Annotated in this window: 25 protein-coding genes and 1 riboswitch; of the genes, 19 read left to right on the top strand and 6 right to left on the bottom strand. The window is 48.0% G+C overall.

Features of this window, described 5'->3' with window-relative positions:
• Positions 1-10: 10 nt before the first annotated feature.
• The 10 genes from O9139_RS09220 (at position 11) to O9139_RS09175 (ending at position 11,570) form a co-directional block, all read left to right on the top strand.
• Positions 11-1,117 carry a glycoside hydrolase family 172 protein gene (locus O9139_RS09220; RefSeq protein WP_270879168.1) on the top strand — a complete coding sequence of 369 codons (1,107 nt, stop codon included), beginning with the start codon at positions 11-13 and terminating at the stop codon, positions 1,115-1,117.
• Between the two features lie 166 nt (positions 1,118-1,283).
• On the top strand, positions 1,284-1,922 hold the full coding sequence (locus tag O9139_RS09215; RefSeq protein ID WP_270879458.1) for a YfbR-like 5'-deoxynucleotidase: 639 nt from the start codon (positions 1,284-1,286) through the stop codon (positions 1,920-1,922).
• A 290-nt stretch (positions 1,923-2,212) separates the two neighbouring features.
• Complete coding sequence (locus O9139_RS09210) at positions 2,213-4,051, top strand: sigma-54-dependent Fis family transcriptional regulator (RefSeq protein WP_270879167.1); 1,839 nt, start codon at positions 2,213-2,215, stop codon at positions 4,049-4,051.
• A 128-nt stretch (positions 4,052-4,179) separates the two neighbouring features.
• Positions 4,180-5,139: a 2-keto-3-deoxygluconate permease gene (locus O9139_RS09205; RefSeq protein WP_270879166.1), complete on the top strand. Its 960-nt coding sequence runs from the start codon at positions 4,180-4,182 to the stop codon at positions 5,137-5,139.
• A 33-nt stretch (positions 5,140-5,172) separates the two neighbouring features.
• Positions 5,173-6,483: a four-carbon acid sugar kinase family protein gene (locus O9139_RS09200; RefSeq protein ID WP_270879165.1), complete on the top strand. Its 1,311-nt coding sequence runs from the start codon at positions 5,173-5,175 to the stop codon at positions 6,481-6,483.
• Positions 6,476-7,474, top strand: a complete 999-nt coding sequence (gene pdxA / locus O9139_RS09195) for a 4-hydroxythreonine-4-phosphate dehydrogenase PdxA (protein WP_270879164.1) — start codon at positions 6,476-6,478, stop codon at positions 7,472-7,474. The genes O9139_RS09200 and pdxA overlap by 8 nt, the downstream gene beginning before the upstream one ends.
• Positions 7,475-7,598: 124 nt before the next feature.
• Positions 7,599-8,027, top strand: a complete 429-nt coding sequence (locus O9139_RS09190; protein WP_270879163.1) for a hypothetical protein — start codon at positions 7,599-7,601, stop codon at positions 8,025-8,027.
• Between the two features lie 584 nt (positions 8,028-8,611).
• A complete protein-coding gene (locus tag O9139_RS09185) occupies positions 8,612-9,550 on the top strand; it encodes a ring-cleaving dioxygenase (protein WP_270879162.1) in 939 nt (312 codons plus the stop codon).
• A 61-nt stretch (positions 9,551-9,611) separates the two neighbouring features.
• Positions 9,612-10,541 (top strand): DMT family transporter, encoded by a 930-nt coding sequence (locus tag O9139_RS09180; protein ID WP_270879161.1) that lies wholly within the window; start codon positions 9,612-9,614, stop codon positions 10,539-10,541.
• Positions 10,542-10,706: 165 nt separating this feature from the next.
• Positions 10,707-11,570: an RMD1 family protein gene (locus O9139_RS09175; RefSeq protein ID WP_270879160.1), complete on the top strand. Its 864-nt coding sequence runs from the start codon at positions 10,707-10,709 to the stop codon at positions 11,568-11,570.
• Positions 11,571-11,629: 59 nt separating this feature from the next.
• On the opposite strand, the gene O9139_RS09170 is transcribed toward O9139_RS09175, so the two are convergent.
• From O9139_RS09170 to O9139_RS09160, 3 genes are all read right to left on the bottom strand, one after another.
• Complete coding sequence (locus O9139_RS09170; RefSeq protein ID WP_270879159.1) at positions 11,630-11,722, bottom strand: YjcZ family sporulation protein; 93 nt, start codon at positions 11,720-11,722, stop codon at positions 11,630-11,632.
• A 115-nt stretch (positions 11,723-11,837) separates the two neighbouring features.
• Positions 11,838-13,364, bottom strand: a complete 1,527-nt coding sequence (gene mctP / locus O9139_RS09165; protein ID WP_270879158.1) for a monocarboxylate uptake permease MctP — start codon at positions 13,362-13,364, stop codon at positions 11,838-11,840.
• A 15-nt stretch (positions 13,365-13,379) separates the two neighbouring features.
• Positions 13,380-13,589, bottom strand: coding sequence for a DUF3311 domain-containing protein (locus tag O9139_RS09160; protein ID WP_270879157.1), 210 nt, complete (start codon positions 13,587-13,589; stop codon positions 13,380-13,382).
• A gap of 195 nt (positions 13,590-13,784) precedes the next feature.
• Between O9139_RS09160 and O9139_RS09155 the strand changes: the two genes are divergently transcribed.
• The 6 genes from O9139_RS09155 to O9139_RS09130 all read left to right on the top strand — a co-directional run bounded on the left by O9139_RS09155 (position 13,785) and on the right by O9139_RS09130 (position 19,095).
• Positions 13,785-15,128: an MFS transporter gene (locus O9139_RS09155; RefSeq protein WP_270879156.1), complete on the top strand. Its 1,344-nt coding sequence runs from the start codon at positions 13,785-13,787 to the stop codon at positions 15,126-15,128.
• A gap of 38 nt (positions 15,129-15,166) precedes the next feature.
• A riboswitch (ZMP/ZTP riboswitch) is annotated at positions 15,167-15,246 on the top strand.
• Between the two features lie 50 nt (positions 15,247-15,296).
• Positions 15,297-16,142, top strand: coding sequence for a bifunctional 5,10-methylenetetrahydrofolate dehydrogenase/5,10-methenyltetrahydrofolate cyclohydrolase (locus O9139_RS09150; protein ID WP_270879155.1), 846 nt, complete (start codon positions 15,297-15,299; stop codon positions 16,140-16,142).
• 100 nt (positions 16,143-16,242) lie between these two features.
• Complete coding sequence (locus tag O9139_RS09145; protein WP_270879154.1) at positions 16,243-16,764, top strand: GNAT family N-acetyltransferase; 522 nt, start codon at positions 16,243-16,245, stop codon at positions 16,762-16,764.
• A gap of 275 nt (positions 16,765-17,039) precedes the next feature.
• Positions 17,040-17,675 (top strand): FMN-dependent NADH-azoreductase, encoded by a 636-nt coding sequence (locus O9139_RS09140; RefSeq protein WP_270879153.1) that lies wholly within the window; start codon positions 17,040-17,042, stop codon positions 17,673-17,675.
• 200 nt (positions 17,676-17,875) lie between these two features.
• The gene (locus tag O9139_RS09135; protein ID WP_270879152.1) at positions 17,876-18,040 is read left to right on the top strand and encodes a hypothetical protein; all 165 of its coding nucleotides are present in this window, start codon (positions 17,876-17,878) and stop codon (positions 18,038-18,040) included.
• Positions 18,041-18,363: 323 nt separating this feature from the next.
• Entirely contained in the window at positions 18,364-19,095 is a 732-nt protein-coding gene (locus O9139_RS09130; protein ID WP_270879151.1) for a class I SAM-dependent methyltransferase, read from the top strand.
• 40 nt (positions 19,096-19,135) lie between these two features.
• On the opposite strand, the gene O9139_RS09125 is transcribed toward O9139_RS09130, so the two are convergent.
• Entirely contained in the window at positions 19,136-19,951 is an 816-nt protein-coding gene (locus O9139_RS09125; protein WP_270879457.1) for a DUF2935 domain-containing protein, read from the bottom strand.
• Positions 19,952-20,009: 58 nt separating this feature from the next.
• On the opposite strand from O9139_RS09125, the gene O9139_RS09120 reads away from it, so the two are divergent.
• Positions 20,010-21,059, top strand: coding sequence for a sulfite oxidase (locus O9139_RS09120; RefSeq protein WP_270879150.1), 1,050 nt, complete (start codon positions 20,010-20,012; stop codon positions 21,057-21,059).
• Between the two features lie 385 nt (positions 21,060-21,444).
• Positions 21,445-23,166 (top strand): methyl-accepting chemotaxis protein, encoded by a 1,722-nt coding sequence (locus O9139_RS09115; protein WP_270879149.1) that lies wholly within the window; start codon positions 21,445-21,447, stop codon positions 23,164-23,166.
• Between the two features lie 52 nt (positions 23,167-23,218).
• Here the strand turns inward: O9139_RS09115 and O9139_RS09110 are convergent, their stop codons facing one another.
• On the bottom strand, positions 23,219-23,791 hold the full coding sequence (locus O9139_RS09110; protein ID WP_270879148.1) for a GNAT family N-acetyltransferase: 573 nt from the start codon (positions 23,789-23,791) through the stop codon (positions 23,219-23,221).
• Between the two features lie 150 nt (positions 23,792-23,941).
• Between O9139_RS09110 and O9139_RS09105 the strand changes: the two genes are divergently transcribed.
• Entirely contained in the window at positions 23,942-24,379 is a 438-nt protein-coding gene (locus tag O9139_RS09105) for a GNAT family N-acetyltransferase (RefSeq protein WP_270879147.1), read from the top strand.
• A gap of 61 nt (positions 24,380-24,440) precedes the next feature.
• On the opposite strand, the gene O9139_RS09100 is transcribed toward O9139_RS09105, so the two are convergent.
• On the bottom strand, positions 24,441-25,421 hold the full coding sequence (locus O9139_RS09100; protein WP_270879146.1) for an aldo/keto reductase: 981 nt from the start codon (positions 25,419-25,421) through the stop codon (positions 24,441-24,443).
• Between the last annotated feature and the right edge of the window lie 13 nt (positions 25,422-25,434).

Here is a 25,434-nt window from a genome sequence, read left to right as displayed (position 1 = left end):
AGGTTGCTGTATGCTGCAAAATCATGGTTTAGGCTTTGGATTATCTTCCGCTCCGCTGCTGTCGAACGCCAAGACACGTTCGATTAGTGCGGAGAACCCGCGAGGCGAGGTGGGGGCCGGGGGCAAAGAAGCGAGCAATCTCGGCGTTGCCCGCAAAGGCCGTCCTTGCATTATGTTGAAGCAAGGAGATACGGTGACGTTGGCCGAAATCACGGGCACCGGTGTGATCCAGCACTTCTGGATTACGGTGACGGACCGTACGGACAAAGGTTATTTTGTACTGCGCGATCTGGTTCTGCGCATGTATTGGGATGACGAGGCAACACCGTCCGTTGAAGTGCCTCTGGGCGATTTTTTCTGCAACGGCTTTGGGGCAAGAAGCAATGTGAATTCACTGCCGATTGCCGTGAATCCAACCGGCGGCATGAACTGTTATTTCCCGATGCCATTCCGCAAATCGGCGAAGATTACGATTGAAAATCAACATGCAGCGGATATTAGCGGCTTTTTCTACCAATTTAATTACACCCTGGTCGATTCAATTCCAGATGAAGCCGCCTATTTCCATGCGCAGTGGCGTAGAGAGAATATCACGACTGAAGCGAAAGATTTTACGATTCTCGACAATGTGAAGGGCAAAGGGCACTACGTGGGGACGTACCTAGCCTGGGCTGCACTCGAACGTTACTGGTGGGGTGAAGGGGAAATCAAGTTTTTCATGGATGGCGATGAGGAGTGGCCGACGATCTGCGGAACAGGGACGGAAGATTATTTCGGAGGTGCCTGGTGCTTCTATGAAAAGAAGGACGGGAAGATCGTCGAGACACCGTATTCAACGCCGTTCCTAGGTTATCCGTACTATTCCAAGCAGGATAATACGCGCTCAGATATATTCGGCGAAGACAGTGTGCCGATGCATGGTTTGTACCGCTGGCATTTGATGGATCCGATCCGCTTCGAGAACGAATTGCGCGTAACGATTCAACAAATGGGCCATAACAGCCGGCAATTGTTTGAAAGAACGGATGATGTTTCCTCTGTGGCTTATTGGTATCAAGCTGAACCGCATGCGCCATTCCCGCAGCTGCTTCCGGTGGAGCGTAGATGGCCAAGATAATGAAGACGTTTACAAGCACGGCTCTCCGCGAGGGCTGTGCTTTTTTATCAGTTGATCTTAATATAACCTCAATAAAATCTAACACTTTTATGAGTAATCCTAACACTTATTAAATATTTACTCACTAGAATGTGGGTCAGGTCATTATTTAGGAGGACAAGAATTGGTGGGAATCCTTTCCTATTTTCAAAACTTAACGAAGCTCGAGAAGATTGTCCGTCACCCGGTTCAAATTAAATTTGAAGAATATAGCGTTGCTGCACATTCATGGAAAGTTATCCAATATGCCAAAGTTTATGCAGATATCGAAGAACAGCACGGTGCTGTGATAGATTGGAAGAAATTATATCAACTGGCTTCCCGTCATGATTATGGCGAAATTTTTGTTAATGAATTCAAAACCCCGAAGATGTTTGTTTCCTCGGAACTGCAAAGTATGGTCGAGAAAGTGGAACAAGCAATGATCTATAACTTTGTAGAAGAGCAAATCCCGGCGACGTATAGATCTATTTTCCATCAGCAGCTGATGGAGGTGAAGGATAATTCGATTGAATGCCAGATCGTCCTAGCTGCAGATGGAACCGATCATGTGTTCGAAGCGTTCGCTGAATTCCAACGAGGGAATGAGAGCGAAGAATATGTGACGATGTATCAAAACGCATTAATAACCTTGAAGGGCATTCGCTTACATTGTCTTGATCATTTTCTCCAAGTGATCCTCCCCGATTTATTGCATCAACCGATCGCGGCGAATTTGGATATCCAACATCTCACAGATGAAGCATTGGCGCTTCACATCGTATAACTCACCTGCGTCAGCAGGTTTTTTTATTTTCACATATATAACGTGATGCTATGGATTCAACTTTACTTAGTTTTTACAAGCGGCTTGTCCACTAAACATGGGATCGATATAAAAAAGAAATACGGATAAAGGAGGAATGGATTAGATGGGAATCCAGTAATAGTGGTTAATTCAATAGTTCCAACGAACAACATCCCGCTGATGCGGTTTGTTGTTTTTTTGTTGTTGTAAAACCGTGTATACTTAGTTCATATGGTTTATTTTGCAACATCGACAAGTGGAGGAAAACGATGAAGATCAGAGTGCTGGCTATTGCACCATATGAGGGGCTAAAAGGTTTATTGGAAAGCATGGTCCAAGACGATTCGCGGATCGAATTGGATATTGAAGTTGCTGATTTGCACAACGCGATTCCTATCGTCCATGCAGCGAAAGATCGCTACGACGTCATATTAAGCCGGGGGGGAACCTCCAGGTTGATCCGCAGGCATGTGACCATTCCTGTGGTTGATATACCCGTCTCCGGATACGATATATTACGCGTTTTGACATTAGTGAAAAATTCAAATAGCAAAGTTGCGATTATCGGTTTTCCGAATATATGCCGCGGCGTTGCTGAAGTATCCAGCCTGCTGGACTTCGATATTCCGATCTATTCGGTTGAAGAAGCGGAAGATGTGCCGGAAGCGCTGCAGAAAGCCTTTGCTCATGGCATTCAAATCGTGCTCGGTGACGTCGTGACCGTGAACACAGCCGAGCAAATGGGTTATAACGGCATTCTGATTACGACCGGCCGGGAATCCGTAATCGAAGCGCTCGGCGAAGTGAAACGCATGTATGATGTTGTCTGGCGAGCTCAAGAAAATGAACATTTGTTCGAGCGCATCCTAGAGCATCACCGGACAGGCGTGATGGCGGTCGATGAAAAAGGAGGTGTCATCTATGCCAACGAAGCGGCCTCCGCCTTGCTGGGATACGATCGCACCGTAATACGCGGCATGAATTTGACAGGGATTGACCCGGTCTGGGGGCGGTACCTGGAAGAGGCGACGCGACTGCAGGCGGATACCGCGCAGAAGCAAACGCGATGGTTTCAGCGGCGGCAAATCAACATTGAAATCATCGTTCCAGCGGAGCAAAGCAAAACGAACTGCAAATTTTTTATTTATTTATATCCGGCCCAGACGAAGCAGGACAGCACGGTTATTAGTAGTTTTGAAATCACCGAGCGCATTGCAGCTTTTGCCCAAATCATGGGTTCGAGCAGCCCTATTCAGCAAACGATCAAGCGGGCGAAAACGATGGCGCAATCGGACCTGCCGCTGTGGATTGCAGGTGAGGCGGGGAGCGGGAAGAAGCTGTTCTGCCAGGCGATTCATTCAGCTAGTTCGCACGCCAGCGACGAACTTCATATCATTCCCTGCGACCAATTGAGCGAAGAGGAGCAAGCGGCCATGCTGTTCGGGACGGATGTAACGCCCGGGCTGCTGTTCAAAGAATCCGTCGGCACGATCTGTCTGGAACAAATCCAACAACTCAGCCTTGCCTTGCAGCGCAAACTGCTAACCGTGATGCAAGCGGGAACTCAGGCTCGCCTGATCGTCACAAGCATTCAACCCATCAAGCTGTTGTTAAAAAGAGAAGAAATGGATCATGACTTTGTACAAGCTTTCATGGACATGAATCTCAGCCTGCCCCCTTTGCGTGAACGGTTGGAGGACATTGAGGAGATCGCCCGTGTGCTGATCGCCAATTATAACTCGCGGCATGGCAAGCAAATCGTCGGTATTCGGCCCGAAGTTCTCGAGGATGATCTCATGCATAAACTGTGGCCAGGCAATATTGAACAGCTTAAGCTCGTGATCGAAAGCATGCTGGCCTGCACGAACGGCCATTATGTAGGTGTGAAGGAAGCGAAGGACGGATGGCGCAAAGTGAAGGAAAGCTTGCAATCGGATGTTGTCCGTCATACTGCGGAGCTGAATTTATCGGGAACATGGGATGAAATTGAGCAGCGAATCTTGCTGGAGATTTTACAAAAAGAGGGAATGAATCAGTCCAAGGCGGCTAAGCGGCTAGGCATCAACCGCTCGACACTATGGCGTAAGTTGAAAGATGTGTTGCAATAACAAACAGTTCACCCCGTTGTTTCTCGGCTAATTCCTATCATATAATGATTACACAAGCAATGAGTTGCATCAATGTTGCAATATGCAACATTTGTAACAACATGAACTTACATCTAGGAGGAAGCCATATGAGAATCAAAGCAACAATTGAGAAAGTTCCAGGAGGCATGATGATTGTGCCGCTCATTCTTGGGGCTATCATCACCACCTTATTTCCGAATATGGGTAAAACGTTCGGCTCGTTTACAGGAGCTTTAATGACAGGATCACTTCCCATATTAGCTGTGTTCTATGTTTGTATGGGATCGACCATTAACTTCAAAGCGACCCCGTACATTTTGAAAAAAGGCGGAACGCTTTTAGGCACCAAAATTTTAACTGCTATTATCGTCGGCTTTATCGCTGCCAAGTTTTTGGGCAACGGCATGATTAGTGAAGGATTCTTCGCGGGTCTCTCCGTACTGGCGATCGTTGCCGCGATGAATGACACGAATGGCGGACTTTACATGGCCTTGATGGGCCAATTCGGTAAGAAAGAAGACGTAGGTGCTTACTCGGTTATGAGTTTGGAATCCGGTCCGTTCTTCTCGATGATTTCCCTTGGTGTTGCTGGTTTGGCTGCGTTCCCTTGGCAAACATTTGTCGGCGCGATTTTGCCGCTGATTATCGGGATGATTCTTGGAAACCTCGATAAAGACATGCGTGAATTTCTGTCCAAAGCCGTTCCGGTTCTAGTTCCTTTCTTTGCTTTTGCGCTTGGCGCCGGTCTGAACCTTCAGACGGTATGGAAAGCGGGCATCCTTGGCGTGCTGCTTGGTGTTGCTGTCGTCGCAGTAACTGGAGTTACCTTGATTCTGACAGACCGCTTGATCGGCGGCAACGGAATTGCTGGTATTTCAGCAGCTTCCACTGCCGGTAACGCAGCCGGTGTACCGGCGGCTGTTGCAGCAGCGAATGCGGCTTACGCGCCATTGGTACCGTCCGCTACCGCATTGGTTGCTTCCTGTGTCATCGTGACTGCTGTACTCGTTCCGATCGTCACAGCCTGGTACGCCAAAAAAATCGGAGTAAAGAGTCAAATCGTCTAAATGGATAGAGATTTGCATGGGAGGAAGAACACCATGAGACATATTGCCATCATTGCCGATGATTTGACCGGAGCGTCCGATTCAGGTGTACAATTCGCTAGAAAAGGGCTGCAGACGCAAGTGATCTTCGATGTGATGCAAATTGCTAATCAAACTCAAGCAACGGAGGCTGTCGTGGTAGATACCGACAGCCGTTCCGTCGCTACTGAGATCGCGTATGCGAATGTAAGGGAAGCCGCGCAACAAGTGAAAGAAGCAGGCTTTTCCTTCGTTTATAAAAAGATGGATTCGACGCTTCGCGGCAACTTGGGGACAGAAATCGATGCCGTGATGGATGTCATCCCCTTTGATTTTGCCGTCGTCGCACCAGCATTTCCCAAGATCGGCCGAACGACTGCACAAGGCGTGCATTATTTGAACGGGGTGCCCGTCAGTCAAACGGAGATTGCCAATGATCCGAAATGCCCTGTCCGCCAATCCGACTTAGTTCAACTGTTTGCCGCTCAATCCAAACGTAGAGTCGGACTGATTTCTTTAGCTATTTTACATGCCGGCAAAGAGCAGGTTTTGAAAAGCATACAAGCTTTGTTGGAAGCAAAAAATGAACTTATCGTATTTGATGCTGAGACTGAAGAAGATTTGCAGCAGATCGTCAATTGGATTTCCGAGAGCGACTATCAACCGCTATGGGCGGGTTCTGCCGGGATGGCGGATTACTTGCCGGAGGCGCTGGCTCTGCCCGTTAACACGGCAGACATGATCGAGCTGCCTCCGGTCACGAAGCCTGTCATGTTAGTGGCCGGCAGTATTTCCAAAGTGACACGCCATCAGGTGGCGACTTACAATTTGGACCCTACAATTGTCGCCATTGAAATGAACACGGTGGTCGCGATTGCCTCTGAAGAGGGAGCGCAGCAAGAGATGGAGCGCTGCAAAAAAGAGCTGTTGACGGCCATCGACGCTGGGCATGACGTATCTTTGTTCGCAAGCTCTTCGCCTGAGCAAGTGGCGAAAACCAAAGAAGCCGGCGCAGGACGCGGGTTGGATGGCAACGGTGTATCCAACCAAATCGCCAACCTGCTTGGCGAGATTGCATCGGACTTGATGCAGCGCACTGCCTTGCAAGGCGTTATTCTGACCGGCGGCGATACGGCCAAAGCTGTTTGCCGACACTTGGGCGTCCCAAGCATTCAACTTGTCCGGGAACTTGAGCCGGGTATTCCACTAGGATTAATGGTGAAGGAAGTGCCTGTACAAGTCGTGACTAAAGCAGGGGCTTTCGGCAATGAACATAGCTTATCGTATGCGAAAAAAGTTTTAAAAGGAGAACAATCCAATGAATAGACCAATTATCGGTATCACTATGGGTGATGGCGCCGGCGTAGGTCCGGAAATCATCATGAAGTCGTTGAAAGATGCGGGGGTCTATGAGACTTGCAGACCTTTTGTCATTGGCGACGCGAAAATTTTGGAAAGAGCAGATCAGTTTGTGCAGACAGGACTGCGCATTCGTGCGATCCAATCCGTAGAAGAGGCTCAGTTCGAGTACGGCACGGTGGATTGCTTTGATTTGAACTTGCTGCCTGCGGATCTTCCGATCGGGCAAGTGTCCAAAGAAGCGGGCCATGCGGCGTTCATGTATTTGAAACAAGCGATCGAGCTCGCGAACGCTGGAGCCATTGATGCCATCTGTACCGCTCCGCTGAACAAAGAAGCTCTGCATAAAGGCGGACATATTTATCCGGGTCATACGGAGATTTTGGCAGACTTGACGGGCACCAGCGATTTCTCGATGATGCTATCCGCGCCAAAGCTGAAAGTCATCCACGTGACGACGCACGTCGGCATCATTGATGCTGTCCGCATGATCAACGCGGATCGCGTTTACAAAGTGATTCGCATGGCACACGAAACGTTGAAAAAAGCCGGCTACGCCGCTCCGAAGATTGCCGTCTGCGGTATTAATCCGCATGCGGGTGAGAATGGCCTTTTTGGCTATGGGGAAGAAGAAGAGAAGATCATTCCAGGTGTGCAAAAGGCGCAGAGCGAAGGGATTGATGCCGTCGGCCCGCTGCCGGCGGACACTTTGTTCTTCCGCGCAACGCGTGGTGACTTCGACATCGTCGTCGCCATGTATCATGATCAGGGCCACGGGCCGATCAAGGTACTGGGTCTGGAAGCCGGTGTGAACATCACAGTCGGTCTTCCGATCATCCGCACAAGCGTCGACCACGGTACCGCTTTTGATATCGCAGGCAAAGGCATCGCCGATGAGCAAAGCTTGAAAGAAGCTTTGAAGCAAGCGATCGAATTGGCGCCTAAGCGCGAGCAATAATTCGGTAAAAGAGCTCAACACATATGTGTTGAGCTCTTTTGTTTTCATGTGGCGTGCGCCGTGCTCACCATGCATCCTCCACATAGACTGCTAGTATCCAAACAATGGGGGAGCGTGGCAGTTTATGGCAAAGCAAAGCGGACGGTTCACGTTGCGAATCCGAACACAGTTCCAGTTCAGGGCAAGCGATCGGACGCTGAATCGCATCCTTGGTGCGATCGCAAATCAGCATATCAATATCACGGGGTATAACCAAATGAAAAAAGGTTCCATCAACGCAGTCACTCTTGTAGTCGGACCGCCGAATATGGCTAGTCCAAGCGCCGACGCTGCAGTTCGGCAAATTCTTCGCGGACTGCATGTGATGTTCCGCGAAAGGTCCGTGATCCGGATTAGCAACATTCCTGCCGGCATCCCCGGTATTAATCACAGCATCTACCAAGCTTTGTTTCGCAAGGTGCGCGTGAATGCGATGTACGATGGCGAGGAGAATGCGACATTCGTTCAGACTTCGAACAATCGAGAGGCGATTCAGATTTTGAGGGAGATTTAATATGGAGGGTCTCGCTTGTTCTTGGAGAGGGGGTGACGGGCATGGCTTGCTGCGCGCTCCAGACCGATTTTGCCGACTTATTGCAGCGCAGCGCGCGACCCTCTCAATCACTCCGGCAATCCGATTTTGCCCACTTACAGACATGAAATTACGATCTGCGGACCCAAAAGCCGCTGTAAGTGGGCAAAACTTGCTGCTTCCGCTCATCACCGGTACTGAGCGCAGTGAATTAGGCGAATTCGGTCTAAAGCCTCGTAATCACTTGCACAACGTGCTGTATAAGAATATTTTACATGAGAGCCTGTGACCCGATCGAGGGTCTTGAGAAATATTGATTACATAATAAATATTATGTAATAAAAATGATGAGGCTGCTTACCCGCTCCAAACTCGGACAGGCCCACTGTACTCTGGCTGCTTCCCCGCTCCATACTTGATCAGGCCCGCCACGTCTAAAGTGGCTTCACCGCCTGCATCTCCGCCTCCCATGCCGCGGGAACGAGTTTTTTATAGCTCCTGTGATTAACAATTGATTATTTTAGATAAAATATCTGGGAAATGAACAAAAAATAGGAGGCATCTTTGTGTCTAAGCATACGACAGGCATTCATCATATCACCGCATTTGCAGGCGATCCGCAGGCGAATGTTGATTTTTACGCTGGAATTCTTGGCCTGAGGCTGGTGAAACGAACGATTAACTTTGATGCGCCCGACGTGTATCATTTGTATTTTGGCAACGAACAGGGATCGCCAGGGACGGTCATGACATTCTTCCCGGCCGCAGGGTCGCCTAGAGGGACGATCGGTGGCGGGCAAGTCGGGAGGATCACGTTTGCCGTACCGATTGGCGCCTTGAGCTATTGGGAGGAGCGCCTCAACAAATTCCGCATCGCCTGTTCGACGACCAAGAGGTTCGATGAAGATTTTTTACAGTTTATGGATAATGAAGGGCTGCAGCTCGAACTGGTCGAACGGGAAAAAGGCGTGAACAGTACCTGGTCGTTTAGCGGCGTCCCCGAGGACAAAGCGATCAAGGGCTTCGGAGGCGCTATCTTGTACAGTGTGCATGCCCAGAACACGATAGACGTGCTGCAAAATGTGTTGGGTCTCAAAAAGGTTGGCGAACAAGGGGAGTTTGCGCGCTTTCAGACTTCGGGCGACATCGGGAATATCATTGACGTTCTGCTCAAAGACAAGGAATGGGGCGTAGGCGGTGCTGGTACGGTTCACCATATTGCATGGCGCGCGAACGATGACAAGGATCATGAAGAATGGCAGTTGGAGGTAAAACATCATGATTTCCAACCGACACAAATCATTGACCGCCAATACTTCCATGCGATTTACTTCAGGGAAAAGGGAGGAATCCTTTTTGAAATCGCCACTGATCCGCCAGGGTTTGCCAAAGATGAGCCACCGCATGCGTTAGGCGAAAAAGTCATGCTTCCAGCCTGGTTCGAACCGAATCGTGAACAAATTGAAGCGAATCTGCAGCCAATCCAAGTTCGGGAATTGGGTTGAAAAAAAAGCTCGGTTGACATAAACTCAGATAAGTATTTTCTTCTAGAGGAGAGGTCATCCGATGAATCATCAATCACAGTACAAAGCCAGCCTGCTTCTGTTAATTGCAGCTTGTATTTGGGGGTTTGCTTTTGTCGCGCAACGGGAGGGCATGTCGCACACAGGTCCTTTTACGTTTAATGCGGTTCGTTTCGCTTTAGGGGCATTATCCTTGCTCCCTGTCATTTACCTGATGGGCCGAAAGTCCGCGTCATCAGCGCAGTTCCAGGCGCCTAAAGCCTCCACGAAATCAGCAGCGATTGCCGGTTTGTGCGCAGGCTTAATCTTATTTTGCGGCGCATCCTTGCAGCAGATCGGGCTGGTTTATACGACGGCAGGCAAGGCCGCTTTTGTTACCGGCTTGTACATCGTTATCGTACCTTTCTTGGGCTTGTTCCTGCGGCAACGACTGCAAATCAACAGTTGGGTAGGCGCAATTCTGGCTGTTATAGGCTTATATTTTCTATGCGTCACCGATGATTGGTCACTGGCTAAAGGGGATTTGTACGAATTAATCGGGGCTATGTTCTGGTCGGTACATATATTGCTCATCGATAAGCTGTCCCGCAAGACGGATGTGCTCAAGCTGTCCTTATTTCAAATTATCACTTGTTCCATCCTCAGCTTTATTGCAGCTTGTTTCACGGAGACGATTGATTTTACCGGTCTTTCGAAGGCGTTAATTCCGCTTCTGTTCGGCGGTATCGTGTCCGTTGGCATCGCTTATACGCTGCAGGTTGTGGGGCAAAAAAATGCGAATCCGACGCAAGCGGCCATTGTGCTAAGCATGGAAACCGTATTTGCCGCCATTGGCGGGTACCTAATCCTGGGTGAACAACTGGGGACCCGTGGTTTCATCGGCTGTGCGCTGATGCTGATCGGGATGATCATACCGCAGCTGCCGCAACTCAAAAGTTTGCGCTCTGCAAGGTTATATTCCGAATTGAAATAGCAGGAAAAGCTCCGAGCTGAATCGGGGCTTTTTTTGTTCTACTTGTCTTTATTAGCGATACCATGTATGAAAGGGATTTTCGCTATACATGCTAAGAGGTACCTGAAGGACGAAAGGGAGGAGACAGATGAGGAATCATCAACCAGAGGGGCTCGGAACGGTATCATGCAGCTGAATGCGGCGGAAACTACGAATTTTACATTTAAGGCGCTTGCCATCACGAATGAAATTGATTTGAATAAAATTGCCATCCATTGCGGTATTCCCAAAAAATATACATGGGAACAGCCCTTAATGTTGAGAAGCGACCTTCTCGCTTCCATCTTGCAAAAAGCGATGAATCCCTTGCAGCAAGTGCTTGTCTTTTCATTTGGCAGCGTTGTTTTTATAAATATTGAAAATGTAAATGAGATTACACGGTTTTTAATTTTCATTCAAACGTTCGAACCTGGCATCGACCTCCATCCTGCAGAGAAATACACAGATGACTACAGTCTTCACATAGAAACTGTAGATAGTATGGAATTGACTGATGAGTATGTCATCGTATCCGAGTACGAATCTTTTTACCCGGAACTGATCTCTACCGTACTGGCCAAATCCGTCGCTTTGGAGCGCATCGAGGAGCAATTGGGAGCCATTCAGGATAATCTGGAAAATATGATCGACCGTTTGGAAAAAGGGAAGCTGAGCGTCAGCAACAAGGAATTAGCTTTCACCACCGCTAAAGTCGTACGCCATGAATATAACACCCTTGCTTACATCATGATTTTGGATAAGCCTGATTTGACATGGACTCATAGTACGGCGAGCGAATTTTATGATAAAATGATGGATTTCTTTGAACTCAATGACCGGTACAAAATTTTAAAGAGTAAAACAGACATTCTGTATCATATATTGGATGGTTTTTCCAATATTAGCCATTCGATTCGCGGGTTATTCGTGGAATGGATTGTTGTGATCCTGATTGTGATTGAGGTCGTCATCACGATTCTGCAAATCGTAGGCTGGATTCCTTCACACTGAGGAAAAGCCCTTGATCCTTCTACCGAAGGACCGAGGGCTTTGGATTAGGATTCATATGATTACCATACGAATGCCATAGAAACGATAACCAGAAGAATGAATAGAACCAGAATCGCTGCTGCACTAGTGCCGAATCCAACTCCGTATCCCATATTTCCACCCCCATTCACGATGTGGGTTACACTACTCTGCTAATGTATGACAATTAGCGGAGATTTGATTGGACGAATGCACAGATTAGCGCAATCAGTGAATGGGAGTCGAGCTTTAGCGGCTCTCGGAGGCGTCAAAATGATAATCCTGCGGCTGCGTTTCATCATGCCCATTGCTGATATTGAGGGCACGGAAAAGCCATGTGAGGACAACGGCGACGAGGAAGTTCAGCACCAGCGCATACAAGCCTGAGTAAACCGTAGTCGAACCGGATAGGCCGAATGGCAGTTTGAATTGGTTGCCATAATTAGTGGCGACAGCCATGTACGTCCCCGAAACCATGCCGACAAGCCATCCAATCACCATCGCCCAGCGATTCAGCCATTTGCTGTATAAGCCGACGATCACTGCCGGCAGCGTTTGCAGAATCCAGATGCCGCCTAATAGCTGTAGATTAATGGCATCCTGTTTATTCATCAAGAAGATGAACAATAGAGCACCGATTTTGACGATCAGCGATACCCATTTCGCTACTTTGGATTCCTGCGCGTCGGTAGCTTGTTTGTTGATGTACGCTTTGTAGATGCTGCGGGAGAACAGGTTGGCTGCCGCAATTGACATTATTGCAGCCGGGACAAGTGCGCCTATGCCGATCGCGGCGAAGGCAAACCCTGCGAACCAGTCGGGGAACATTTTGGAAATGAGCTCCGGTATAGCCGCGTTTCCGTCCTTGGTTGTGATGCCAGCCGCTATAGCCATGAAACCGAGCAGCGCAATAATGCCAAGCACGAAAGAGTACGCTGGCAGCAGCGCGGTATTGCGCTTAATGACATTGCGGCTGCTGGAGCTGAAGATGCCGATCAGCGAATGCGGGTAAAGGAATAAAGCCAGGGCGGAGCCCAGCGCTAATGTCGCGTATGGCGCATAGGTCGCTGGCCCGAGGAGCACAGCGGCTTTATGCTTCGCAGCTGCCGCGTCAAAGATAGGACCGAACCCGCCCAGCTTGTAAGGAATATAAATAACCGCGACGATGACGGTAATATAAATCATTAAGTCTTTCACGATCGCGATGGCTGCAGGCGCGCGAAGTCCGCTGTTGAACGTGTATATCGCCAGCACGAGGAAAGCGATGATCAGCGGAAGGTCGTGCATAAAGCCCGTACCTGTGAAGCCCATCGTATCGAGGACGGCCTGCATGCCGACTAGCTGAAGCGCGATATAGGGCATCGTCGCCAGGATACCGGTGATGGCAACCGTTAAGGCTAGCGTGTCGCTGCCGAAGCGGCCCTTAACGAAATCAGCGGCCGTAATGTAGCCGTGCTTTTTGGCAACCGACCACAGCCGAGGCATGACGATAAACACAAACGGGTAGATGAGAATCGTGTAAGGAACTGCGAAAAAGCCAATCGCTCCCTTGCCATACATGGAAGCAGGGACTGCAATGAATGTATATGCGGTGTAAAGATCTCCTCCGAGTAAGAACCAGGTAATAAGCGTTCCGAATCTTCTTCCGCCTAAGCCCCATTCATCGAGCAGGGCCAGGTTGCCTCTACGCCATCTGGAAGAATAGAATCCGAGTACTGTGACAAAAAGGAAGAATACTAAGAAGATGATAAATGCAGTCCAATTGATATGCATCATGATTCCTTCTTTCTCTTATTTTCGCTTCGTTGCGAAATAGACGACATACGTGATGATGGCACTAATGATGACCCACAGCATCTGATACCAATAAAAGAAAGGCATCCCGGCCAGACTCGGCTCGGCGGTTGAGTAGTAGGAAGGCCACAGCAGCGCGATAAAGGGGATCAGAAGAAGCCAGTACCAAGCGCGGTTAACCTTCTTGTTATCTTCATTGTTTGGCATGTTACGCGTCACGCTCCTTTCATTAGAAGATCCCATGAAAACGTTTTCGTTCATTCTTATATGTAATTCACCAATTCCGAAAATATACGTGCGTTTACATATAGGAACACTCTTTTATTTATTTGAGCAATAGGAGTATAATACATAGATACAAGGGGATCGCAACTTATTGTAAAGACAGGACGTGAAACAAAAATGAATGACAAAGTTGTGATGCCGGTCTGGACGATCGGCTTATTTATCGTTGTCATGAACACCACAATGTTCAATGTATCGCTCCCGAGCATTATTCATGATCTGAACATTTCCGCGGATCTGGGCTCTTGGGTCATTTCGAGTTATTCCATCGGTTACGCGCTGTCCACGGTGATCTACAGCAGGCTTACCGACACCGTTCCTTTACGCAGACTGCTGTTGGTCGGATTGTTGACATTAGGCCTCTCGTCAGTAATCGGCATTATTGCCCATGATTTCAAAATGCTGCTGATCGCACGTATTTTGCAATCTGCAGGCGCCGGCGTCATGGCCGGACTTGGCCTTGTGATGGCAAGCCGCTATATTCCGATCGAACGGCGGGGCTCGGCGATTGCCATGATATCGGCAGGGAGTGCCATGGCATTTGGCCTAGGACCGATCGTCGGCGGACTCATCAGTGAATATTGGGGCTGGAATGGACTGTTCGCCATTACTTGCCTGGTCCTTTTCATCCTTCCTATTTTGCTGCGTCTCATGCCCAAAGAGAAACCATTGCCTTTCCGCTTCGATCTAATCGGCGCGGTGCTGACCGTGCTCAATGCGGCTACACTGCTGCTTGCTGTCACACAGCTTTCGTATATTTGGCTGGCGGTCAGCGCGATGACCTTCTTGCTGCATGGGTGGCATTTGCGCAGAGGAAAAGAAACTTTTATTAATCCGAACTTGCTGAGCAACGCTTCGTTTCGCAAACTGAGCGTGGTCGGTTTCTGTATTCTTGTGCTCAACCTTGGCAATTTATTTCTGATGCCGCTTGTGCTTGCGAACTTATTTCACCGCTCCCCGATGGAAATCGGCTTGACGATTGCTCCTGGCGCTGTATTGTCTGCCATCTTAACCCGCTTTGTCGGCCGTTGGATTGACCGTTATGGCAATCTGCGCTTTTTATTTCTCGGACATGCGGTTATGGCTTTTGTCATGTTATTATTTTTCACCGGTGTAGGTGCGTCATGGGTGGTTACACTGCTTGGTTATATTTGTTTTTCGCCATCGTTCTCAGCGACGATTGCTTCTTTGAACAATGAAACTTCCCGCATTTTGCCCAAGGCCCAGATCGGCTCCGGTATGGGACTGATGCAGCTTATTCAATTTTGTGGCGGTTCGATTTCTGTGGCCGTATGTGGGATCTTGCTCGAAATCCAGAAGCAAACGACACTGCTGCAAGCATACAAACATGTGTACGGCGTGCTGCTGCTGATTGGTCTCGTATCTGCCGCGATGCTTCTTTGGTATAAACTCTCATCTTCGAAGGAAGCGAATAAGCAGAGCGTGCCATCTAATGCTTGATTTCTTGGCGGAAGTGCGTTTATAATTAGACAAAACTTAGCGGCATGTGCGACTGGCGTAAACGTGGAGAACCACGAGGGAGCACATGCTGATACAGCCGTACGCCTGGGCAGAGGTAAGGAATTCATATTCCTTGCCTCTTTTTATTTTTGGAGAGGGTTGATATCCATGGTAACGGACAAATTAATTCTTAATGGTAATCAGGTAGCGGAAAGCATCAAAGAAGCGCTGGTGGAGCGGATTCAGCAGCTATCGCACAAAGGGATCGTTCCTTGCTTGGCAACGGTTCTGGTTGGCGAAAACCCCGCTTCGGCTACGTATGTGCGGATGAAAGGCAATGCCTGCAAGAGACTCGGCATGCAATCCATACGGATTGATCTGCCGGAGGCGACGACAACGAAGGAGCTGGTTGCGGCAATTCAACAGCTGAACGATGATCCTGGCGTGCATGGCATCTTATTGCAGCATCCTGTTCCTGCTCATATTGACGAACGTGCTGCGTTCGATGCGATTCGCATTGAAAAAGATGTCGACGGTGTCACGACGCTCGGTTATGCGCAGAACGCGTTTGGTTTTGCCAAGTTTCCGTCCTGTACACCTGCGGCTATTATGGCGATACTGGCCTATTACAACCTGCCTATAAAAGGAAAGCATGCCGTCGTCATCGGAAGAAGCCCGATTCTCGGCAAACCGGTGTCGGCGATGTTGCTTAATCAGGATGCAACGGTGACTACGTGCCACTCGAGAACGACCCATTTGGAAGATCTGGTCCGTTTGGGCGATATCGTCGTTGCAGCGGTCGGTAAGCCGAATTTTGTCAAGGGTGATTGGATCAAACCGGGTGCCGTCGTTTTGGACGCAGGTTATAACGAAGGGAATATCGGGGATGTCGACTTTGAAGCTTGCGTAGAGAACGCTTATGCCATTACACCTGTTCCGGCCGGAGTTGGTCCGGTTACGATTGCGACTTTGTTGAAGCATACGGTTGATGCTGCTGAATTATTAAGTGAGTAGGGCTGGGGATAAGGCTTCGTGGATGCCAAATGTTGACATCGAACAAGTGTTCTGTGTACAATGAACATATATAGAATTTTGTTGGCAGGAGGGCGTTTCCATGAATATGGCTCAAGTGGCATTAGAACCCTGGTCATCGGCAGATCTGGAGCTGCTTAGGCTCATCAATGCTCCAGAAATGATGGAACATTTGGGTGGCCCTGAAACGGATGAGCAGCTGCAAGCCCGACATCAGCGATATTTGGCGCTTGAAGGGCAGGGGAGAGGGCGCATGTTCCGCATCGTACTGCTTCCTGGTTTAGAGACAGTTGGCAGCATCGGCTATTGGGACAGCGTTTGGACCGAGGAGCGCATCTATGAAATCGGCTGGAGTGTGCTCCCGTCTTATCAAGGCAGAGGGATTGCCTCCGCGGCCGTTGCTAAAGCAATTGTTCTGGCCAGCAGGGAGAATAAGTATAAGTATGTGCACGCGTTCCCGGCAGTGGATAATCCAGCCTCGAACGCCGTCTGCCGCAAGCTTCAGTTTGAGCTGCTGCGGGCATGCGAATTTGAATATCCGCCAGGTAATAGGATGCAATGTCATGATTGGCGATTGGAGTTAAACGCTCAGACATTTGAGTAGTAGAGAAATAGTTGAAGTAGTACGATAATTGCGGAAATGTGCGGCGCTTGGAGCTTCCAGGTGCCGTATTTTTTTACTTTTTTGCATAATTGTCCACCGGTTGGTGCACGTTATAAGTAGCTGTTTGGCAGATGAAATGTCAGGGAAAATCAGCTGCTTATTTTTGTTGCATGGTTATCTGAAAATTAGATAACAACTTTAAGCTTGCAACTTATTAAAAATAAGTTATAATAAAATTTGTAACAAATTAAATTACAGAATGTGAGAGTGAAACCATGGCAACAGTATTGTACATTACCGCACACCCGAATGATCATCAAGCTTCCTTTAGTATGGCAGTAGGTAAAGAATTCGTTGAAGCTTACCGTGAAGCAAATCCAAATGATGAAGTTATCCATCTTGACTTATACAAGTTGAACATTCCTCATATCGATGGTGATGTGTTCAGCGGTTGGGGCAAACTGCGTTCCGGTTCTGAGTTCAGCGCACTGTCCGCTGACGAAAAAGCGAAAGTTGCCCGCCTTGGCGAAATCGTTGATCAATACATTTCTGCAGACAAATATGTATATGTGTCTCCAATGTGGAACTTCTCCTTCCCGCCAATCCTGAAAGCTTATATCGATGCAATCTGCGTAGCGGGCAAAACATTCAAATACACAGAACATGGTCCAGTGGGCTTGCTGAACGATAAAAAAGCGCTGCACATTCAAGCTTCCGGCGGTGTTTACTCCGAAGGTCCTGCTGCAGGCTTCGAAAGCGGCCACAGCTACTTGAAAAAAATTATGCAATTCACTGGCGTACCTAGTTTTGAAGGCATCTTTGTTGAAGGTATGGCTGCTATGGCGGACAAAGCGGAAGAAATTAAAGCTAACGCGATTACAAAAGCAAAAGAAGTGGCAAAACGCTTCTAATATAAATAAAGGGGTTCACATAGCTAATATGTGGACCCCTTTTTTTGTGGAGGGATAAACTTTTTTTGTTTTTATGACGTATATGTATATTGCTTTTTGCACAAGATTTAGGTAGTCTGAAATTAGTGGAAGATAGCGCTTACATGATGGGTAGCGCTCCACTGCAAGAAGGACTGTAACAACCGCCGGGGGGTGAGTCCATGTCCAAGCAAGAGTACACGGCACCAGGTTATTTTGACGGTTCAGTGAATGTTGAATTCGCTGAGGAGCTGATTGAAGGCGCAAAGGTTGAGTCCGGCGCTGAGCAAACCGGTGATAACGAAGAATGGCGCCGATACGTCAGTGGAAATCCTTACGGTGCTTAATCAACTAGAGGAAGTCGTTCAATAGAACCCGGGAAGAGAACCGCATTGGCTTAGGCTAATGCGGTTTTTTAATTTGTGGTGGAAACGGGCCAAACCGAGCCCATAGCCATCATCGAGCATGTCATAGTACCAATATTCATTTTATAAAAGTAAAAAGAGTTGAATACGGCCAGAACAGATGCTGTCGGATCCAATCCTTTATTAGGGTGACGGCGTATTTTTTGATTATATTGAATTTTACTATCGTATAGTTGCCTGCAGCTGGTGTAAAGTTAAGGAATGAGTGCTTAAAGCGGCGGAACCAGTGGGAGGATTGCATACATATGAAACAGAACAAATATGATGATGCGAGTTTTTACGCCAATTACAGTCAAATGCCCCGCTCCATCGGCGGGCTGGATGCGGCTGGGGAATGGGGAGCCTTTCGGGCGATGCTGCCTGAGCTTCGCGATGCAAACGTACTCGATCTTGGCTGCGGATTCGGCTGGCATTGCCGTTACGCACGCGAGCGGGAAGCTCGCTCGGTGATAGGCGTCGACCTGTCGGAGAATATGCTGGAACGCGCCAGAGCGATGACGAACGACCCCAAGATCGAATACCGGCGTCTGGCTATTGAAGATATTGAGTTTGCCGAGGGAGTTTTCGATGTGGTCATCAGCTCGCTTGCCCTCCATTATATCGAAAATTTCGATCGGATTTGTCAGAAAGTTTATCATAGCCTCAAAGCTGGAGGCGCTTTTGTATTCTCCGTCGAACATCCTATCTTTACGGCAATAGCCGCTCAAGACTGGTATTACGGCACGCATGATGAGAAATTACACTGGCCCGTCGATAATTATCATGATGAAGGTCCGCGACTCGCCAGGTTTCTCGATCATGATGTCGTCAAGTACCATCGCACCGTAACGAGCTATGTTCAAGGACTTATCGAAGCCGGATTCACACTGACACAGTTATCCGAGCTTAAGCCCTCACCGGAGATGCTGGAGAAGAACCCGGCTTGGCGGGAGGAAACCCGCCGTCCGATGTTCCTCTTAATGTCAGCAGTCAAATAAACAAAAAAGCCGGAATCCTATGGATTTCGGCTTTCCATTTTTACCGATCCACTCGCGGTGTCGTCGGACTACAATCCTTCATCGGAATTTCCCCTAATTGCGCGAGTTTGTTCAAATAATAGCATTCCTCGCGGAATAGATGATCGGGGAGAAGCGGAGTCATGCTGCTAAGCAGCTCATTGGATAAATCCAACTCCTTCAATTCATTGAGAAAATTCATGAACAGACCCATTTCCAGGTTGATATCTTGATGAAACTTGGCGAAGACAGGGTAATCCTTTCTCATCGTTCGTAAATATCCGGCTAGCTCGATGGCTTTCAAGTAAAATTCGTTAAAATGCTGCTCGAAACCGTTACTTTTGGCAATGAACTGTCTTTCAGCAAAGTCCAAGTTCTTGGCGATGGTTGCGGAGTGAAATGCAGCATCGGTGAGCCATACCAAATCGTAATGCAGCGGAGGATATTGCGGAACAGGCCGGCCGGCCAGCAGCTCTTGCAAGATTCGCACGTATTCATCGAGCTCGTTCACCATATGATTAAAAAATGAAGGAGAGATTCCGATTTTAACTGCACCAAGCAATGATCGATCCAAGAGATTCAGTTTGAAGGCACGCAAGTGGACGGTAGCATGGTAGGCGGCATGATTCAAGGTCCATAGCTGAGAGGCATCGAGCAGGGAACGAGACTGTGCCAATAAATCGTCAAACAGGCGGATGAATTGCCCCGAAGCTTGGATATCGATCGTTTCTACTGGATACAGCGTGCTATGTATAAACCGGGAATGATCACCTAAAATTTGCAGCCAAAATTGATGCTCGTATTGTGCGCTATGCGGCTCTACGTGCAGCAAGGACATCAACTCCTCTACGTTCATATGCTCCAATGTATGAATATTACGAAAGGATGATAACTAATTGCTATATCAACCGCATTTAATTACAAGGCGAATTGTACCGGAGAATCAGGAATTCCCTATGTTGTCATTATCCAGCCGGATTACACCTGAGCATCTGTTCTATGTGCGTAATCATTTTCCTTATCCGGTTGTTGATTTATCATCATGGAAGCTAGGCATTGGGGGATTGGTTGATCAGCCTGCTAACTATAGCTACGAAGATTTGCTGCGGATGCCGCAGTATTCGCTCGCTGTGACCTTGCAATGCGCCGGCGAGAAACGGGCGTACTTTCATCCGCTGACGCCGGGTGAGCAGTGGGAGTTAGGGGCGAACAGCCATGCTGTGTGGACCGGGGTTCGGCTTGCCGATCTCCTTCGGGCAGCAGGTATCCGCCGCAATGCTTTGGAAGTCACATTTGAAGGAATGGATCGGGGCGGAAGAACGGATATGCCGGGGGAATTTACTTTCATGAGAAGCTTGCCTATTCCGGTGGCCTGTCATCCCGATTTACTGATTGCCCTATATATGAACGGCCAGCCGCTTCCTTTTCGTCATGGGTATCCAGCGAGACTGATTGTGCCAGGCTGGTATGGCATGGCCTCAGTCAAATGGCTGCAACGTATTACGGTAATCGATGAACCGTTTCAAGGCCCATTTCAAACGAATGACTATGTTTATCTTCGTGAAGGCGGGGACCAGCCTGCTTCCGAACCGGTGACACGCATTCGACTCAATGCCATGATCGCTCAGCCAACCGATCAAGAAGTAATAGCCCGGGGGAACCACTGGATCACTGGCGCGGCCATTGCGGGAGATCATCCCGTTGCACTCGTCGAGATCAGCATAGACCATGGAGACACGTGGCATGCTGCTTCATGGATAGACCCCCATGAAACGTATGCATGGCGACGGTGGTGCTATCTATGGGGAGCTGACCAGAAGGGCACTTTCAGCATGATGGCCAGGGCAGTGGACCTGTTAGGAAACACCCAACCGGTCAGGCCGGATTGGAACAAAAAAGGGTATGGCTATAATGCCATTCAAAAGATACAGGTCCATGTAGAGTGAAAAAGCGAGGAGGAAGGTTGGTAATTTGATGAATAAATTGTAATAATAATGAAATCTATTTTTCATCTGGTATTAATATAACAAGCCTATAATAAAGAAGACCCCCCTTTTATATATACACTCTTCAGACCCTCAGCCCGTTTGCTGTGGGTCTCTTTTTGTGTTCATCTTGAAACTTCAAATAAATTCGTTATAATAGCAATAATAACAACATTTTCTATTCAATCATTGTGAAATCCAATAATGGAAATGTTAGTCATGTGTGTGACCGTTTCATTAGGAGGGGTATATTACGGAATTCATAGATGATAGCTAGCTATTTTTGTCGTATATACTTTACATAATTCGCGACAAATCATCAACCATACAACAGGAGTGAAACATCATGAACTTTACTGCTTCTCGTTTGAATCGAATCGCTTACAAAATCTCAGTTGGCTATGTCATTGTCATTATTTTATTCCTCATTTCCATTTTGAGTGTCGTACGTCAGCTAAATGCATTTCAAACTGAAGTTGCTTTTATTACGAATCATGATATGCAAGTTGACAGCTTAGCTCAATCGATTGAGAAAGATCTTGTCGATATGGAAACCGGTCAACGCGGATATGTGGTAACAAATGATAACAAATATTTGGCGCCGTATAATTCCGGCAAGCAAAATTGGAAACAACATTATGATGAGCTCTTCGGGATGATCGCTGATAATCCAAGCCAACAAGATAAGTTGAAGGTGGTTCAACAAAAAGCAGAGGAATGGATTCAGATTGCAGGCGAAGATGTCATTACTATGCAGACAAATGGTGATACAGAAGGCGTTAAGAAATTTTTTGCTGAAGATCCGGGGAAACAAGTGATGGATGACTTACGGAATCAGCTAGCCACGTTTCGCGCTACGGAAAAAGAACTGACCAAAGAACGAGTCAACGTGCTGGATGTGAAAGGGAAGCAGCTTATCATATTCCTTTACGGATCGCTGGCTGTTGTCGTCATCGTTGCAGCTATTTCCTCCTTTATTACAGGCTCGTTCACGTCGAGAAATGTACGTAAAGTTGGCATAGCGCTGTCCGACATTGCTTCATCTGGCGGTGATCTGACCAAACGTATCGAGGTCAATACCAAAGATGAAACTTATGAATTAGCTAATGAGGCGAATAAGCTGCTGGCGAGTTTGCAGGTTATGATCGCTGACATACAATCAAGCGCCGGAGAGCTTTCCCGTTCTTCAATTGCGTTGATGAATGGCACAGAAGAAAGTACCCGAGCATCGGAACAGATTGCCTCATCTGTCCAACGCGTTGCTGAAGGGGCAGAGCTGCAAGTTTCCCAATCTCAAGAAATTACAGCTATCATGGATGAGACCGTCACGGGGTTAGAGCAAGTGGCGGCTACAACGACTGATGTGGCTGATCTCGCCAAACATACGCAAAAGGTTGCTAGTCAGAGTGCTAAAGAAATGATGGAGAACGGAGATAAAATCAGCAAGATTGAATTGACTTTCTCAGAGATTAAAACTTCAGCGGTCGAGCTCGGGCGTTTTTCTGATCAAATTAAACAAGTGGTCACACGCATCCAAGGGATTTCCAGTCAGACAAGCTTGCTATCGCTGAATGCCGCTATCGAAGCGGCAAGAGCAGGGGAGCACGGGAGGGGTTTTGCGGTAGTTGCCGGTGAAATTCGCAAGCTCGCAGACCAAGCGGAACAGTCAACCATGGAAATTAAAGACACCATTGAAACGATGCTAGGCGGCATTCATGGGCTTGTCCAGAAGGTTACTCATCGGAGTGCAGATGTAGGAAGTGGCTTTGAAGCGATGAAAAATGCAGGGAATTCCTTCCTTTCCATTACGGATCGTGTTAATAGCCTCAGCGCTCAAGTCATGGAAGTTGCTGCGACGGTAGAGCAAATGTCAGCCGGAAGTAAGTCGATTGGAACGTCGATTAAGCAAATAACGAAAATAACGGAAGAGACGGCCGCTTTCACTGAAGAGGTTGCTGCTATGACGGAAGAACAGACAGCGACAAGTCAAGATATGCTGCGGACGGCAATGAAATTGAGCGAAATGTCCAATTCCATGCAAATTTTGGTGGGGAAATTCAAAGTATAATGAAAAAGCAGGGCGGTATCTGAAGCACATTGACTTCGGGGCCGCCCTTTCGTTATTTATTCCATTTATAAAAGGCTTGGATAAATCCATCGAATACATCATGACTGAAAGTAAAACCACGGCTGAGGTAAAAGTTGCTTGCAGCATCATTGCCATTAGACACATAAATCATGATGAGGTCCACATCCGGCAAACTTTCGAGCCACCCCATCGACATGCTGAATAGTTGTGAACCGAGGCCCAGATCCCGATAGCCGTCGCGGATGTACAGATTGTTCAAACATCCCATTCTAGCCGGAAGATGGTCCCAATCCGGGTAGAAACCAAGGCTTTTTTTCGGATCTTGAATAGGCGCCCAGGCCGGGAACTCCCGTCTAGTCTTATCGATAGCGTCTACTGTCGAAAAAGCATAGCCGACAGGCACACCATTGTCCTTGGCAACAATCACTTGGCTCGCCAAAGCATGTTCAAAGCTTTTTTTCATTCTTGTATCAAAATTCATGAGGTCAAAAGCTTCTGGCGCAAGCTTCGCCTTCGCTTTTTGAAAAGCCATAAGTTCGTTGCATAGTTCTCTGCACTGCTCAATATTGCCATCTGTCACCGTTTCGATTGTGATATTTCGCATTCTTTCACCCTCATTGATTTTAATGGAAGTCTATCCCCATTCTACTATAGAATCGTTTATACCGAAACTTTACGCAGGATTATGGCAAGCGAGGTAGAAACCATTTGATAGTATCAATTATTCTCAATTATTCATAAGGGGCACATACCAATGATTCAAGTACAAAAGGCAACAAAACAAGATCTTGGCTGGATTAACGAGCAGTATCAACAGATCGGCTTCGTTCCATCGGACTTGGAGACGGATACCGTATTCCTAGCCATTCTGGACGATGAGTATGTGGGGCTGGGGCGTATTGTGAAATATGATGAACATCATTATGAACTCGGCGGCATATATACGGTAGAGAAGCATCGAGGGATGAATGTTGCCAGTTATGTGGTTAGTCGGCTGGTAGAATATGTAAGGTCGGCAGGGATTGAGCATGTGTATTGTATTCCTTTTGAGAAGTTGACTTTATTTTATGAGAAGTTTGGATTTCATGATGTGGAAGAGCTCGGTGCGGTTCCTAAGCAAATAGCCGATAAGTACTACTGGTGTTTAAAGCAATATGAGGAGCGGGTTGTTTTGAAAAAGTTGGCGTTATAAGTGAAAAAAAGCAGCGGCAAAGCCGCTGCTTTTTCGTATTCGGCACTTGTCGATGCGTGCCTTACTGAAATCCCCTCACAGGATGCGGGACATAGTTCGCTTCCAGCTCCTGGATATCATTCGGAGTCAGCGAGAGCTCCAGCGCTGCAGTCGCGTCTTCCAGATGGGAAAGTTTCGTCGCACCGATGATCGGCGCCGTCACTGGCGACTTCGCAAGCACCCAAGCTAGCGCAACCTGGGCTTGGTTGACACCTCGGTTCGCAGCGATTCGGGCAACAATCTCCACAATGGCTTTATCCGCATCGATCGCCGCTGTGTATAAAGTTTGACCGAATAAGTCCGACTCCGAACGTTCGCTGCTTTCATCCCACGGGCGCGTCAAACGGCCCCGGGCTAAAGGACTCCATGGAATCACACCGACCCCGATGTCCTTACAAAGAGGAAGCATCTCGCGTTCTTCTTCACGATACAATAAGTTTAGATGATTTTGCATGCTGACGAACTTCGTCCAGCCATTCTTCTCTGCAGTATGCTGGGCTTTCAGAAACTGCCAGGCATACATCGAAGAAGCGCCGATATACCGGGCTTTGCCGGATTTGACGACATCGTGCAGAGCTTCCATCGTTTCTTCAATTGGCGTCTCCGGATCCCAGCGATGGATCTGATAAAGATCGATGTAATCCGTTCCCAGCCGTTTCAGACTTTGATCCACCTCGCTGAGAATCGCTTTACGCGATAATCCGGCTCCATTCGGGGCAGGGGACATGCGGCCATGTACCTTCGTCGCGATGACGACATCTTCACGCCGGGCAAAATCGTTCAATGCCCGTCCGACAATTTCTTCGCTAGTTCCGTCAGAGTAGACATTGGCAGTATCGAAGAAATTAATGCCAAGGTCCAAAGCCTTGCGAATAAAAGGGCGGCTTCGTTCCTCATCCAGCGTCCATGCATGCGAACCTCGATCTGGCATTCCATAGCTCATGCAGCCCAGGCATAGTCTGGACACTTTCAGACCCGTATGGCCTAATCGGGTGTATTCCACTGTCATTCCTCCT

The organism is Paenibacillus aestuarii (assembly GCF_027789125.1).
In the GTDB taxonomy this organism is placed as follows: Bacteria; Bacillota; Bacilli; order Paenibacillales; family NBRC-103111; genus Paenibacillus_E; species Paenibacillus_E aestuarii.
This window is presented reverse-complemented; position numbering and strand designations above follow the sequence as displayed.